A 14,991-nucleotide genomic window follows, 5' to 3' on the forward strand; every position below is an offset into this window, starting at 1 on the left:
AAGAGTCATGCGCGGGCGGTGCCATGCCCGGCGGTGCCGGGTTCAACAGGAGGGAAAACGATGACGGATCATTCGCCATCACAGCAATCTGGGCTCAACCTCGCACACAGCGTTGCGACGGCTGAAAAAACGCCCGCATTCCCGACTGGCCTGCCGCGAAAACAGGGGCTCTACGATCCGCGCAACGAACATGACGCCTGCGGTGTCGGCTTCGTCGCCCATATGAAGGGTCAGAAGTCGCACCAGATCGTGCGCGATGGCCTCTTCATGCTCGAAAACCTGACGCACCGTGGTGCCGTCGGCGCCGACCCGCTGATGGGAGATGGCGCGGGCATCCTCGTGCAGATTCCCGACCGTTTCTTCCGCGAGGAGATGGCCAAGCAGGGCATCACCCTGCCGAAGGCGGGCGAATATGCCGTCGGCCACATCTTCATGCCGCAGGACGATGCGCTCGTCGAACACTTCAAGCAGGTGATCAAGGACGTCGTCACCGAAGAGGGCCAGGTGCTCATCGGCTACCGCGACGTGCCCGTCGACAACGCGTCGCTGTCGAAGGCGCCGGAAATCGCCGCGACCGAGCCGCGCCATGTCCAGATCTTCATCGGTGCCGGCCGTGACGCCGCCACGAACCCGGAGTTCGAGCGCCGTCTCTTCACGCTGCGCAAGGTGATCTCCAACCGCATCTATGACGAATACAAGGGCGAGGAGAGCAACTTCTACCCCGTGTCGCTGTCGTCCTCGACGATCGTCTACAAGGGCATGTTCCTCGCTTACCAGGTCGGCGCCTATTACAAGGATCTGTCCGACCCGCGCTTCGAAAGTGCGGTGGCGCTCGTTCACCAGCGCTTCTCGACCAACACGTTTCCGTCGTGGAAGCTCGCCCATCCCTACCGCATGGTCGCCCACAACGGCGAAATCAACACGCTGCGCGGCAACGTCAACTGGATGGCAGCGCGCCAGGCCTCGGTTTCCTCGCCGCTCTTCGGCGACGACATCTCCAAGCTCTGGCCGATCTCCTACGAAGGCCAGTCGGACACCGCCTGCTTCGACAACGCACTCGAGTTCCTGGTGCAGGGCGGCTATTCGCTGTCGCATGCCGTCATGATGCTGATCCCCGAGGCGTGGGCCGGCAACCAGTTGATGTCGCCTGAGCGAAAGGCGTTCTACGAATACCACGCAGCGCTGATGGAGCCGTGGGACGGTCCGGCAGCTGTCGCCTTTACCGACGGTCGCCAGGTCGGTGCGACGCTCGACCGCAACGGTTTGCGTCCGGCCCGCTACATCGTCACCTCGGACGACCGCGTCATCCTCGCGTCGGAAGCCGGCGTGCTGCCGGTCGACGAAGACAAGATCGTCAAGAAGTGGCGCCTGCAGCCGGGCAAGATGCTGCTCATCGATATGGAACAGGGCCGCATCATCTCCGACGAGGAGGTGAAGTCCTCGCTCGCGCAAAAGCACCCCTACAGCAAGTGGCTCGAAGACACCCAGCTGATCCTCGAGGAGCTGAAGCCGGTGGAGCCGCGTGCGCTCCGCCGTGACGTTTCCCTGATCGATCGCCAGCAGGCCTTTGGCTACACGCTCGAAGACACCAAGATCCTGATGTCGCCGATGGCGACGACCGGCCAGGAAGCGATCGGCTCGATGGGCACCGACACGCCGATCTCGGCGATGTCGGACAAGCGCAAGCTGCTTTACACCTATTTCAAGCAGAACTTTGCGCAGGTCACCAACCCGCCGATCGACCCGATCCGCGAGGAGCTGGTGATGAGCCTCGTCTCCTTCATCGGTCCGCGTCCGAACATCCTCGACCACGAGGGCATGGCGCATGCCAAGCGGCTCGAGGTGCGCCAGCCGATCCTAACCAACGGCGATCTCGAAAAGATCCGCTCGATCGGTCACACCGAGGATCGTTTCGACACCAAGACGCTCGACTTTACCTATGACATTTCGCGCGGCGCCGAAGGCATGCCGGAAATGCTCGACCGGCTCTGCGAACGTGCGGAAGCGGCGGTGAAGGGCGGCTACAACATCATCGTTCTGTCGGACCGCCAGGTCGGACCGGACCGCGTGGCTATCCCGGCGCTGCTCGCGACCGCGGCCGTGCACCACCACCTGATCCGCAAGGGTCTGCGCACGTCGGTCGGCATCGTGCTTGAATCCGGCGAACCGCGCGAAGTGCATCAGTTCTGCCTGCTCGCCGGCTACGGCGCCGAGGCGATCAACCCCTATCTCGCCTTCGATACGCTCACCGACATGCACAAGCGTGGCGAGTTCCCCAAGGAAGTCGACGGCAGCGAAGTGGTCTACCGCTACATCAAGGCCGTCGGTAAGGGCATCCTCAAGGTCATGTCCAAGATGGGCATCTCGACCTACCAGTCCTATTGTGGCGCGCAGATCTTCGACGCCGTCGGCCTGTCGTCGAAGCTTGTCGACCAGTTCTTCTTCGGCACGGCGACGACGATCGAAGGCATCGGCCTCGAAGAGATCGCCGCCGAAACCGTCGCCCGCCACAAGGCGGCCTTCGGCGCCGACCCGGTTCTCGCCAACTCGCTCGATATCGGTGGCGAATATGCCTTCCGCATGCGCGGCGAAAGCCATGCCTGGACGCCGGACGCGATCGCCTCGCTGCAGCACGCCGTTCGTGGCAACGCAGAGGACCGCTACCGCGAGTTCGCCGAGATGGTGAACAACTCGGCGCTGCGCATGAACACCATCCGTGGCCTGTTCACGATCAAGAGCGCCGAAGCCCTTGGCCGCAAGCCGATCTCGGTCGACGAGGTCGAACCGGCCGTCGATATCGTCAAGCGCTTCTCGACCGGGGCCATGTCCTTCGGCTCGATCAGCCGCGAGGCACATACGACGCTGGCGATTGCCATGAACCGGATCGGCGGCAAGTCGAACACCGGCGAAGGGGGCGAGGAAAGCGACCGCTACCTGCCGCTGCCCGATGGTTCGATGAACCCGGAACGCTCGGCGATCAAGCAGATCGCGTCCGGCCGCTTCGGCGTGACCACCGAGTACCTGGTCAATGCCGATATGCTGCAGATCAAGGTGGCGCAAGGGGCCAAGCCCGGTGAAGGCGGGCAGCTGCCCGGCCACAAGGTCGATGCGACGGTTGCCAAGACTAGGCATTCGACCCCGGGCGTCGGCCTGATTTCGCCGCCGCCGCACCATGACATCTACTCGATCGAAGACCTGGCGCAGCTGATCTACGATCTGAAGAACGTCAATCCGGAAGCCGACGTTTCGGTCAAACTCGTCTCGGAAGTCGGCGTCGGCACGGTTGCCGCCGGCGTTGCCAAGGCGCGTGCCGACCATATCACTGTCGCCGGCTTCGACGGCGGTACCGGCGCTTCGCCGCTCACCTCGCTGAAGCACGCAGGCAGCCCCTGGGAAATCGGTCTTGCCGAGACCCAGCAGACGCTGGTGCTGAACGGCCTGCGTTCGCGCGTCGCCCTTCAGGTCGATGGTGGTCTGAAGACCGGTCGCGACGTCATCATCGGCGCGCTGCTCGGTGCCGACGAATTCGGCTTCGCCACCGCACCGCTGATCGCCGCCGGCTGCATCATGATGCGCAAGTGCCACCTCAACACCTGTCCCGTCGGCGTTGCGACCCAGGATCCGGTGCTGCGCAAGCGCTTCAAGGGCACGGCCGAGCACGTCATCAACTACTTCTTCTTCGTGGCCGAGGAAGTGCGCGAGATCCTGGCGTCGCTCGGCGTCAGGAAGCTCAACGACATCGTCGGCGCTTCGGAACTGCTCGAAAAGGACAGTGCGCTTGCGCACTGGAAGGCCAACGGCCTCGACTTCTCGAAGATCTTCCACAAGGTGGAAGCCAAAAAGGAAGAGACCTACTGGACCACGCGCCAGCAGCACCCGATCGACGATGTTCTCGATCGCAAGCTGATCAAGGAAGCGGCGGTCGCGCTCGAAACCAAGGCTCCGGTCAAGATCGAAGCCGAGATCAAGAACGTCGACCGTTCGGCCGGCGCGATGCTTGCCGGTGCTCTTGCCAAGCGCTGGGGCCACAAGGGCCTGAAGGACGACACCATCCACGTGACCCTCAAGGGCACGGCTGGCCAGTCCTTCGGCGCGTTCCTCGCACGCGGCATCACCTTCGATCTCGTGGGTGACGGTAACGACTATGTCGGCAAGGGTCTTTCGGGCGGTCGCATCATTGTCCGGCCGCCGGAAAATGCGACGATCGTTCCGCAAGAATCGATCATCGTCGGCAACACCGTGCTTTACGGCGCGATCTCGGGCGAGTGCTACTTCAACGGCGTTGCCGGCGAACGTTTCGCAGTGCGCAACTCCGGCGCGGTCGCGGTCGTCGAGGGCGTGGGTGACCACGGCTGCGAATACATGACCGGCGGCGTCGTCGTCGTGCTCGGCGGAACGGGGCGCAACTTTGCGGCCGGCATGTCGGGCGGTGTCGCCTATGTGCTCGACGAGGAAGGCGATTTCGCCCGTCGCTGCAACATGGCGATGGTCGAGCTGCAACCGGTTCCGGAAGAGGACGACATGCTGGAGAAGCTGCACCACCACGGCGGCGACATCATGCACAAGGGCATGGTCGACGTGTCGGGCGACATGACGCGCCACGACGAGGAGCGGCTTTATCAGCTCATCTCCAACCACCTTCACCACACGGGTTCGCCCCGGGCGAAGGAGATCCTCGATCACTGGACGGATTATCGGCCGAAATTCCGCAAGGTCATGCCGGTCGAGTACCGCCGTGCGCTCGAGGATATGGAACGCATGAAAATGGCAGAGGCGGCCGAATAGGAGGCCCCGGTGACCAAGGCTCCCGGTTCATCACAGATCGGTTCGGGGGCCCCTCACGCGCGCTCGCAAAAAGCGCCTGTTCAGACGCACAGCTTTCAGGATGAAACGATGGGTAAGGTAACTGGATTTCTCGAGATCGACCGGCAAGTGGCAAAGTACCAGCCGGCGTCCGACCGCATCCGCCATTTTCGAGAATTCACCATTCCGATGTCAGAACCGGAAGTGCAGAAGCAGGCTGCTCGCTGCATGGACTGTGGCATCCCCTATTGCCACGGCCCGACCGGCTGCCCGGTGCACAACCAGATCCCGGACTGGAACGATCTCGTCTACAACGGCAACTGGGACGAGGCGATCCGCAACCTGCATTCGACCAACAACTTCCCGGAATTCACCGGCCGCGTCTGCCCGGCGCCGTGCGAGGAAGCCTGCACGCTGAACCTCGAAGACACCCCGGTCGCGATCAAGACCGTCGAACAGGCGATCGCCGACAAGGCCTATGAAATGGGCTATATCGTGCCGCAGCCGGCCGTCACCAAGACCGGCAAGAAGGTCGCGATCATCGGCTCGGGACCTGCCGGTATGGCCGCGGCCCAGCAGCTTGCCCGCGCCGGCCACGAGGTGCACGTCTACGAGCGCGAAACCAAGCCCGGCGGCCTGCTGCGCTACGGCATCCCGGACTTCAAGATGGAGAAGAACTTCATCGATCGCCGCGTCGACCAGATGCGCGGCGAAGGCGTCACTTTCCACTGCGGCATCAATGTCGGCGTCGACGTTCCGATGCAGCGCCTGCTCGACGAGCATGACGCCGTGCTCTACTGCGGCGGCTCCGAGACCCCGCGCGACGCGGGCATCCCCGGCGTCCAGTTCGCCGGCGTGCATGACGCGATGCCCTATCTCGTCCAGCAGAACCGCCGCGTCGGCCGCGAGAACATCGACAGCGTCGGCTGGCCGTCGCAGCCGATCCTTGCCGGCGGCAAGCATATCGTCGTCGTCGGCGGTGGTGATACCGCGTCCGACTGTGTCGGCACCGCTTTCCGCCAGGGCGCCGTCAAGGTGACCCAGCTCGACATCCGTCCGCAGCCGCCGGAAAAGGAAGACAAGCTCGCCGTCTGGCCGTTTTGGGCGACGAAGATGCGCACCTCTTCGAGCCAGGCCGAAGGCGCCATCCGCGAGTTCCAGGTGGCGACCCTTGAGTTCATCGGCGACGAGGACGGCAACCTGACCGGCGTGAAGTGCTGCCAGGTGGATGATCGCCGCAAGCCGGTCGCCGGCACGGAGTTCATCATCAAGGCGGATCTTGCCTTCATCGCCATCGGTTTCAGTGGTCCCTTCACCAACAGCGTGATCAAGGACCTCGGCGACAAGCTGACGCTCAACACCGACCGCCGCGGCTCGACCAACGTCGTCGCCAACGAGCGCGACTACAAGACCTCGGTCGACAAGCTCTGGACGGCCGGCGACGTGCGCCGAGGCCAGTCGCTCGTCGTCTGGGCGATCCGCGAAGGCCGCCAGGCGGCACGTGCGATCGACGAGGCGCTGATGGGTTCGACCACGCTGCCGCGCTAAGGCATTACTCCCAAGCATGAAAAAAGCCCCGCAGCGATGCGGGGCTTTTTTCATGGTGTGCCAGAAGGCTGAATGGGGATCGTCGGCCTAGTTGCGGATCACCGGGTTGCTGATGACCGTGTTTGGCTTCGAGAGGCGGAAGTCATCGACGCGGCCGGCCGGAGCGGCGGCGACGTCACCCTTGCCAACCAGCAGGTCGCGTGGGCTCTTGCCGTTGCCCTTGTCCGGTGCGGCGCTGCCGAGCAGGGACGCGGCGCCATCCAGCGCCGGATCGGTCAGCCCGATCGGCTGGGTCTTGACGATATCCTCGTTGCCGAGCGGTGCGGTCACCACCAGGTCCTTGAGCTCGTCGGCGCCCGGCACGTTCTTGTCGGTGGCGGCGGCATCGCCGAGCAGCCGACGGATGTCCTTCTCGACGTAGAAGGCAAGCTTGCGCTTGCCGGCCTTGGTGAGGTTGACGCCGTCGGCGCCGCGCAGGCGCACCTGCTGGCCGTTGATATCGGAGCCGGTCAGAACGAACTTGCCGCCCTCATCGACGAAGCCGTCCCAGATGTCGACGAACTGTCCGCCGACCTTCTCGATCTCCTCGCGATAGATGCCGTTGAAGGTGACCATGTCGGCGGTCATCGCGGCCGACTGGAACGGCGGCATGCCGACCCAGAGAACCGGCAGCTTTTCCTTGCGCGCAAGGGCTGCCAGCGCGTTGACACGCTTGCGATATTCTTCCGTCCAAAGGTCGGAGCGGAACTTCTCCTTGGTGCTGCCGATCTGCATCTGCTGGCGATCGTTGGCGCCGAGGCTGATGATGATGACCGACGGCTTCACGTCGCCGACATAGCCCGGCAGCGTGCCCGGCCAATTGAAATAGTCCTCGCGCACGAGGCCGGACGAGCCGTTCGCCCGCGTCTCGATGGTGATGCCGGGCGTCATCTCGAAGGCGGTCTTCAAGCCGTCGCCGAGGCTGCCGGCCATGAAGTCGCCGACGACGAGCACCTTCTTGGCATCTGGCGCTTTCTCCACCACCACCGGCGCCGGGGCAGGGGTGTCGGCGACCTTCGGCTTCTGCTTCTGTTGGCCCTGGCCCTTCTGTCGCTGCTGCGGCTGGCGCTGGCGCTTCGGGCGCGGTTGTTCGGGATAATAGTCGCGATCTGCATAGGTCGGCCGTTCGCGGGTCAGCCCGCCGAAAAGCATCTGGAACAGAGTGCGCCGCTGCACCCGTTCCTGCGCTTCGGCAAAGCTCGCAAAAAGGCTGACGGTGAGCATCGCCACAAGGGCGATGCAGATCGTCGCAATCCCGAACGGCGTTCGGCCAACTTGCCTGCGGCGTTTGCTGATCATCTGCTTTCTGCCCCGTTCATCGCGTATTCGGGCGGCCTTGCCGCGCAAAAGTTTCAGCGCGCCGCACGGGGTGCAGCGCGCTTGCCCTATTGTATCTCACGGATACTCAGATCGCGAAACCGTTTCGAACCTGCTAGTTGCGGAGCGCCCGCAGCAGCATCTGGGTCGGCTCTCCGTCCGGCGCCAGTCCGTTCTTCGACTGGAACGCCTGGATCGCGGCCTTGGAGCCGGAGCCGAAATTGCCGTCGACTTCGCCGCTGTAGTAGCCGAGCTCCTTCAGCCGGTTCTGCAGCTCGAACTTCTCGCTGATATCAAGCGAACCGTCCGGACGCGGCCAGCGCTGCTGCATGCCCTGGTAGCCGGCGATCTGGTCGGCGAGCAGGCCGACGCCAAGCGCGTAGCTGTCCGAGGCGTTGTAGCGCTTGATGACGAAGAAGTTCTTGGTCATCAGGAAGCCGGGGCCCTGGCCCCCGCTCGGCAGCTTGAGTTCGGCGCGGGTGCTGCCGTTGCGGAAGCCCTTGCCGTTCGGCCGGGCAAAACCGAGCGACGCCCATTCCTTGAGCGTCTTCGTCTGGCCGGAATATTTCGCGGCATTTGCCGGCGGGGCGACCTCGTAGCCCCAGGTCTCGCCCGGTTGCCAGCCATTCTTCTTCAGGAGGTTGGCGGCGGTCGCCAGCGCGTCCGGCACGGAGTTCCAGATGTCGCGGTGACCGTTTCCATCCGCATCGACTGCATAGAGCAGGTAGCTCGTCGGGATGAACTGGGTGTGGCCCATGGCACCCGCCCAGGAGCCGGTCAGCTCGCGCGGCGTGATGTCGCCCTTCTGCAGGATCTTGAGTGCTGCGATCAGCTGCTTCTTGGCATAGTTCGACCGCTTCGGATCCGCATAGGCAAGGGTTGCCAGCGCGCGCGGCACGTAGTGCAGGCGGTCATCCTTCTCCAGCACTGCGCCGTAGTTGGACTCCATCGACCAGATGGCCAGAAGAATGGTCTTGTCGACGCCGAAGTGTTTCTCCAGCGCGTTCAGCGTGCGGGCGTGCTTGGTCGCCATCTCCTGGCCGACGCGCTTGGTGTAGGGGTTCACGCGGGAATCGATATATTCCCAGATCTTGTGCTTGAACTCCGGCTGGTAGTTGGCCTTGTCGATCACCGTCTGGTCGGGCGACTTTACGCCGGCAAAGGCCTGGCGGTAGGTTGACTTGGTGATGCCGGCCTGGGCGGCGGTCGCGTAAAACTCGTTGATCCAGTTCTGGAACCCGGTATCGGCGCGCGCAGGTGCGGTGCCGAGCGTGGCGGCGGATAGGACGAGGGCGGCTGCGATATGACGGAAAAACGTCCTGCGGTTTCTGATCATCAGCTGTCGGTTCCGTTTCTCTGCGGAGCTTCGGCCGTCATGGCCCGAATCACTCCGCAAGGTGGCAGTCTGGGGCCAGCCTGGACGGTGGGGGCAGTCGTCGGCGGCTCCTGTTTCGGATCCGGCCGCGCTTGTTGCATTGCCGGATTGCAACGAATCTACAGAAACGTGGTCAACAAACCCTTTACCATGAAAATGTGGTGGCGTCTTCGGCCACAGAAAATGTCAAGCCTTGGTCGTGGAGTTCGCATATGCATTTGTTTCGTCGGTTCATGCTGTGTTCAGCTGACGGCATAGAGATTGCGGCTCCATTACGGAGCGCTGTATGGTTCGGGACGGATTGACGTCCAGGACCATTCGGCAAGAGTTATGAGTGAAATCCTTTCAAGGAGGTATCGATGACCGACAAGCGTAAAGTCCGCAAAGCCGTGTTCCCGGTCGCAGGACTGGGCACCCGTTTCCTGCCGGCGACCAAGGCCGTGCCGAAGGAAATGCTGACGGTGGTGGACAAGCCGGTCATTCAATATGTGGTCGACGAAGCGCTGGAAGCCGGGATCGAGCATCTGATCTTCGTGACCGGACGCAGCAAGGCTGTCATCGAGGACTATTTCGACATTCAGGTCGAGCTCGACCAGACGCTGCGCGAGCGCAACAAGAAGGCCGAGATCGCGCTGCTCGACGGCATCCTGCCGAAGGCCGGCACCACCAGCTTCACCCGCCAGCAGGCGCCGCTCGGCCTTGGCCACGCGGTCTGGTGCGCCCGTGAACTCGTCGGCAACGAGCCCTTCGCGCTGCTCCTGCCCGACATGATCATGAAGGGTGAGAAGGGCTGCCTGAAGGGCATGGTCGAGCTCTATGAGCAGAGCGGCGGCAACGTCATCGCGGTTGAGGAATGCGCGCCGGACCAGGCGCACAAATACGGCATCGTCGGCGTCGGCGACAAGGTCGGCGAAGGTTTCAAGATCACCAAGATGGTCGAGAAGCCAGCACCGGGCACTGCCCCCTCCAACTTCTTCATCAACGGCCGCTACATCCTGCAGCCGGAGATCTTCCCGATTCTCGAAAAGCAGGAGCGCGGCGCCGGCAACGAGATCCAGCTGACCGACGGCATGCTCAAGCTTTCCGACAACCAGCAGTTCGCCGCTTACCACTTCCGTGGCGATACCTACGACTGTGGCGCCAAGGACGGCTTCATCCTGGCCAACGTCGCCTTCGCGCTCGAGCGTGGCGATATCCGTCCGACCGTCGAAGGCCCGCTGAAGAGCCTGCTCGGCAGCCTGAAGTAATCGGCTTTCTCTTCTCGAAGGCAAGAAAGGCCGCGTCCATCGGGCGCGGCCTTTTTTTATCTGGATAATGGGATTGCCTCAGCGGCGCAGCGTCAACCCGACGCCGACGCGGGTGATGTCGGTGGTGTCGCCCTGATCGCGGGTGGTGCGCTCGTAGCTGACGTCGCCCGTCAGCGCCAGGTAGCGGTTGATGTCGTAGGTGAGGCCGGCGCCGGTGCGCCAGGTGGTCTCGTCCGACGAGCGGGCGTTCGAGGGGTAGTTGCGCAGCGTCAGGCTATTCGTCAGGCGCGCGACGAGATCCGAGCGCATCTGGTGGGTGATGATGTTGGTGAGGTTGTAGTCGATCGAACCAGCGTCGCCGGGCGTCGTTGACGGGTTGAGGTCGGTCGACACGGCGAAGAGCACGTCGGTGCCGCGTTGCGGCGACCAGTTGAGGCGGCCATCGACCGACAGGCCGCGGAGTTCGCCAAGCCGTTCATCCTCGAAATTGTAGGTTTCGTAGCCGAGGCCGAGCTCGCCATAGAGTTTCTCGCCGAGGTCGAGCTCGATACCGCCGCGTGCGGCATAGGTCTGATAGGAGCGTTCGAAACCGAGCGGATCTTCGCGCAGATCGTAGAGCGACTTGCCGACGGAGGCTTCGAGGAACGGGATCAATGCCGGCGACAGTTCGTAGCCGACGCGGGCCGTGAGCACACCGGTGTTGCGGTTTCGATACTTGACCGAAAGGTTCGTGCCGTTTTCGAGTTCGACATCACCATAGGTGCGCCGGTCGAAATCGATGCCGACCGAGCCGCGGATCAGACCGAAATCACGCTCAACGGCCGCGCCGAGGCGGTAGGTGTTGACCGCGGACTGGTTTTTGGCGTTGGAGATCGCGTTCGGGTCGTCGGCGTCCTCGCGCTCGAAACTGTAGCCGGCGCGCAGACGGGCGATCGTTTCGTCCCAGAGATCGAGCCGCAGTTCCGCATCGACATTGGCGCGGGGCTCTTCCTCGCCCTCGCCGGAGATGTTGTTCTGCAACACGCCTTCGCCGGTGACGGTCAGCTGATGCCGCGACCAGTCCGAGGTCAAGGTGCCGCGGATTCCGGTTTCGAGATAGCCGCGGTTGGTCTTGGTGTCGCCGTCCTTGCGCCATTCGTGGTTGATGGTCTCGCTGACGCTGGGGCGCAGCGTGAAGGTGCCGATTCGGATGCCCGGGGCGCGATCGTATTCGGGGTTGTCGGTCCGCAACCGCAGACCGTCGATCGTCGGCTCGCGCTGGTTCAGGCGAAGGTAATCCTCGTTAGAGGCCGGGGTCAGGTCGTCAGCGCTGACGGCGCCGGTGGTCTGCGGATCGGTGATTGCGGGCGTCGCGGCCGGAACGGCTGAAGGCGCTGTGCCCGCGCCATAGGTGGTCGTCGTCGGAGCGGTGGCGGGAGCGGTCGTGGCGGTCTGGGCGTTCAAGGATGCGGGGGCAAGCATCGCCGTGCCGGCCAGCAGCAACGCCAGCGACGTCGAACGCCGCGCGCCTCCTTTGATCGAGCGAGATGAGCCTGGCACCATATGCCGTTTGTCCACGAGCCTGATTGCAATCCTTTCGCAACCGTAAAGCGACGTGGTTAATCAATCGTTTCCAAACGGAAAAAACGTCGTGGCATCAGCCGCTTGCGGTTACACTTTCGACGGTCAGGTTGCGGCCGTGGGTGGAAACGACGCGCACTCTTGTACCGGCCGGCAGGTCCGGTCCCTCAACGACCCAGAACGTGTCGTCGAGCCGGATGCGCCCTCGGCCTTCGGCGATCGGTTTTTCCAGGACCGCGGTGCGGCCGACGAGGCTTTCGGCGCGCTGGTTCAAAAGCGGCTCGTCGGTGGTCTCGGATGTGGAGAGAACGAAGCGGCGGCCAAGGAGAACGGCCGCCACCGAGAGCAGCGCGAACAGCACGAGCTGGACCTGCCACGTCCAGAAGCCGACCTCCCAAAGCATGAGGGAGAGGATGCCGACTGCCAAGGCGGCGACACCGATCCAGATCAGGAACACGCCGGGGGCGATGAGCTCGGCGGCGAGAAGCACGAAGCCCAGAACCCACCAGCTCCAGGGCCCGAGTTCTTGAATGGCGCGTTCGATCATCGTCTACTTCCCTTGCGCGGGATCGGTCGGGAAAGCCGGCGTGGTGCGCGGCGTCGACTGGCGCGGGCGGGTCGCTGGCGCCGTCTGGCTGTCGCCAAAGACTTCCTTGGCGATGGCGCCGATGCCACCGAGTGAACCGATCAGCGCGGAAGCTTCCATCGGCATCAGCACGATCTTCTGGTTGTTGGCGGTGCCGATCGAGGCGAGTGCCTCGGTGTACTTCTGGGCGACGAAGTAGTTGATCGCCTGCACGTCGCCGGCCGCAATGGCCTCGGAGACCATCTTGGTTGCCTTCGCCTCTGCCTCGGCCAGGCGCTCGCGCGCTTCGGCGTCACGAAACGCCGCTTCGCGCTGGCCCTCGGCCTGCAGGATCGCCGACTGCTTGGCGCCTTCGGCGCGCAGGATCTGGGCGTTTCTGGCGCCTTCGGCTTCGAGCACCTGCGCGCGTTTCTCGCGCTCGGCCTTCATCTGGCGCGCCATGGCATCGACGAGATCCTTCGGCGGGGCGATATCCTTGATCTCGATGCGGGTGATCTTGATGCCCCAGGGGCTGGCAGCTTCGTCGACGACGTGCAGCAGCCTGTCGTTGATCGTATCACGGTTGGAGAGCAGTTCGTCGAGGTCCATCGAACCCATGACCGAGCGGATGTTGGTCATCGTCAGGTTGAGGATGGCGTTTTCCAGATGCGCCACCTGGTAGGCGGCCTGCGCCGCATTCAGGATCTGATAGAAGGCGACGGCATCGGCCGAAACGCTGGCATTGTCCTTGGTGATGACTTCCTGGGTCGGAACGTCGAGCACCTGTTCCATCACGTTCATCTTGGCGCCGATGCGGTCGATGAACGGCACGATCAGATTGAGGCCCGGCTCCAGCGTTTTGGTGTAGCGACCGAAGCGCTCGATCGTATAGCGGTAGCCCTGCGGCACCGTCTTGATCCCCATGAAGAGGACCAGGATGATGAGCACCACGAAGCCAATGACGACGATATCCATTCCGCCCAAGACTTACCCCCTTAAATTGCAATCTCGACCTGTGGCTGCAGTCTAGCGTATTCCGTTTCCCTTCGGAATCGCTTTTCCGCGGATTGCGCGTAAATTCAAAATGTTAGATTGCCGCGCTCGCCGGTGGGCAAGAGCGCGGCTCCTTCATCCTGAGTTGGCGGCCAGCGCGCCGTTCAAGTGGGGTGATGGGACGATTAAAGCCAGCCGGCAAGCTCCCGGCGCACGACGTGTTCGAGCACGGCCATGCCTTCGGCGCTGTCGTTCAGGCAGGGGATGTGGGTGAACTTCTCGCCGCCATCCGAATGAATTTGGGGTGCCTTAGCCGTATTCTTGCCGGTTCCCTGTAGCCAGCCGGCAAGCTCCCGGCGCACGACGTGTTCGAGCACGGCCATGCCTTCGGCGCTGTCGTTCAGGCAGGGGATGTGGGTGAACTTCTCGCCGCCATTGTGATGGAAGCTTTCGGCCGCCTGCTCGGCGATCTCTTCCAACGTTTCCAGACAGTCGGAGACGAAGCCCGGGTTGAGGACGGCAATGCGCTTGACACCGTCCTGCGCAAGTTTTTCGACCGTCTTGTCGGTATAGGGCTGCAGCCATTCCTCAGGCCCGAAGCGCGACTGGAAGGTGACCTGCAGCTTCTCCTTCGACCAGCCGAGCTTTTCGCGCAAAAGCCGCGCGGTCTTCTGGCACTGGCAGTAGTAGGGATCGCCCTTGTCGAAATAGCTCTTCGGAATGCCGTGGAAGGAGGTCAGAACCACCTCCGGCTCCCAGTCGAGCGTCGCCAGGTGACGCTCGATCGAGGTTGCCAGAGCGTCGATGTAGACGGGATCGTCGTGGTAGGGCGGAACGGTGCGCAGTGCCGGCTGCCAGCGCATCTTCAGAAGCGCCTCGAAGGCCTTGTCATTAACGGTGGCGGTGGTGGCGGCGGCATATTGCGGATAGAGCGGGAAGACGAGAATGCGTTCRCAGCCGGCCTTCTGCAGTGCGTCCATGCGCGAGGCGATCGACGGCTGGCCGTAGCGCATGCCCCAGTCGACGATGACGTTAGGCTGGTCGGCGAAGGACTTCGCCATCAGTTCGGACTGGTTGCGGGTGTAGGTCCGGAGGTAGCTTTCGTTCAAGTCCYTGTTCCAGATCGTCTCATAGGCCTTGCCGACCTTGCCGGGGCGGGTGTTGAGCACGATRCCGAACAGGATCGGGTACCAGAACAGTCGCGACCACTCGATCACCCGGCGGTCGGTCAGAAACTCCTTCAGGTAGCGGCGCATCGAGGTGTAGTCGGTGCCATCAGGCGTGCCGAGATTGACCAGNCGCGACCACTCGATCACCCGGCGGTCGGTCAGAAACTCCTTCAGGTAGCGGCGCATCGAGGTGTAGTCGGTGCCATCAGGCGTGCCGAGATTGACCAGGAGAACTCCGATGTTGCCGCGTTTAATAGTGGGGTGACCGGCAGTTTTTTTGAGCATCACATCCTTCTTCATTTATCAACCCAATTGAATACGGATGGAATGCGGGATGGATCAGCGGCGACTGAAAATTCTGAAGCGACCAGGGAA

8 protein-coding genes and 2 pseudogenes are annotated in these 14,991 nt (G+C 63.2%); 3 read left to right on the forward strand and 7 right to left on the reverse strand.

Annotated features, from left to right (window positions below):
- Positions 1–60: 60 nt before the first annotated feature.
- Together gltB and ASD01_RS34005 are read left to right on the forward strand one after the other, a co-directional pair.
- The gene (gene gltB, locus ASD01_RS34000; RefSeq protein WP_034786790.1) at positions 61–4,785 is read left to right on the forward strand and encodes a glutamate synthase large subunit; all 4,725 of its coding nucleotides are present in this window, start codon (positions 61–63) and stop codon (positions 4,783–4,785) included.
- A gap of 108 nt (positions 4,786–4,893) precedes the next feature.
- Entirely contained in the window at positions 4,894–6,351 is a 1,458-nt protein-coding gene (locus tag ASD01_RS34005; protein ID WP_034786787.1) for a glutamate synthase subunit beta, read from the forward strand.
- Between the two features lie 87 nt (positions 6,352–6,438).
- Here ASD01_RS34005 and ASD01_RS34010 read toward each other — a convergent pair whose 3' ends face one another.
- Together ASD01_RS34010 and ASD01_RS34015 are read right to left on the reverse strand one after the other, a co-directional pair.
- Positions 6,439–7,689, reverse strand: coding sequence for an SGNH/GDSL hydrolase family protein (locus ASD01_RS34010; RefSeq protein ID WP_060517622.1), 1,251 nt, complete (start codon positions 7,687–7,689; stop codon positions 6,439–6,441).
- 133 nt (positions 7,690–7,822) lie between these two features.
- Complete coding sequence (locus ASD01_RS34015) at positions 7,823–9,043, reverse strand: lytic murein transglycosylase (protein WP_034786785.1); 1,221 nt, start codon at positions 9,041–9,043, stop codon at positions 7,823–7,825.
- 398 nt (positions 9,044–9,441) lie between these two features.
- Here ASD01_RS34015 and galU point away from each other — a divergent pair, with 398 nt between their 5' ends.
- Entirely contained in the window at positions 9,442–10,329 is an 888-nt protein-coding gene (gene galU, locus ASD01_RS34020) for a UTP--glucose-1-phosphate uridylyltransferase GalU (protein WP_034786782.1), read from the forward strand.
- Positions 10,330–10,407: 78 nt separating this feature from the next.
- Here galU and ASD01_RS34025 read toward each other — a convergent pair whose 3' ends face one another.
- The 5 genes and pseudogenes from ASD01_RS34025 to ASD01_RS37145 form a co-directional block, all read right to left on the reverse strand.
- Entirely contained in the window at positions 10,408–11,871 is a 1,464-nt protein-coding gene (locus ASD01_RS34025) for an outer membrane beta-barrel protein (protein WP_060517628.1), read from the reverse strand.
- Between the two features lie 94 nt (positions 11,872–11,965).
- Positions 11,966–12,436, reverse strand: a complete 471-nt coding sequence (locus ASD01_RS34030; RefSeq protein WP_034786778.1) for an NfeD family protein — start codon at positions 12,434–12,436, stop codon at positions 11,966–11,968.
- Positions 12,437–12,439: 3 nt separating this feature from the next.
- Complete coding sequence (locus ASD01_RS34035) at positions 12,440–13,438, reverse strand: SPFH domain-containing protein (protein ID WP_089044972.1); 999 nt, start codon at positions 13,436–13,438, stop codon at positions 12,440–12,442.
- Positions 13,439–13,782: 344 nt separating this feature from the next.
- A pseudogene (gene hemH, locus ASD01_RS34040) lies at positions 13,783–14,745 on the reverse strand (ferrochelatase); the annotation flags it as partial.
- A gap of 1 nt (position 14,746) precedes the next feature.
- Positions 14,747–14,916: pseudogene (locus ASD01_RS37145) on the reverse strand (ferrochelatase); the annotation flags it as partial.
- Positions 14,917–14,991: the final 75 nt, after the last annotated feature.

It is taken from the genome of Ensifer sp. Root423 (assembly GCF_001426275.1).
Taxonomy (GTDB): domain Bacteria; phylum Pseudomonadota; class Alphaproteobacteria; order Rhizobiales; family Rhizobiaceae; genus Ensifer; species Ensifer adhaerens.

What these genes read in the sequence shown, in the direction of transcription:
- gltB (WP_034786790.1), top strand. Translation starts at nt 61, where the DNA reads ATGACGGATCATTCGCCATCACAGCAATCTGGGCTCAACCTCGCACAC.
- ASD01_RS34005 (WP_034786787.1), top strand. Translation starts at nt 4,894, where the DNA reads ATGGGTAAGGTAACTGGATTTCTCGAGATCGACCGGCAAGTGGCAAAG.
- ASD01_RS34010 (WP_060517622.1), bottom strand. Translation starts at nt 7,689, where the DNA reads ATGATCAGCAAACGCCGCAGGCAAGTTGGCCGAACGCCGTTCGGGATT.
- ASD01_RS34015 (WP_034786785.1), bottom strand. Translation starts at nt 9,043, where the DNA reads ATGATCAGAAACCGCAGGACGTTTTTCCGTCATATCGCAGCCGCCCTC.
- galU (WP_034786782.1), top strand. Translation starts at nt 9,442, where the DNA reads ATGACCGACAAGCGTAAAGTCCGCAAAGCCGTGTTCCCGGTCGCAGGA.
- ASD01_RS34025 (WP_060517628.1), bottom strand. Translation starts at nt 11,871, where the DNA reads ATGGTGCCAGGCTCATCTCGCTCGATCAAAGGAGGCGCGCGGCGTTCG.
- ASD01_RS34030 (WP_034786778.1), bottom strand. Translation starts at nt 12,436, where the DNA reads ATGATCGAACGCGCCATTCAAGAACTCGGGCCCTGGAGCTGGTGGGTT.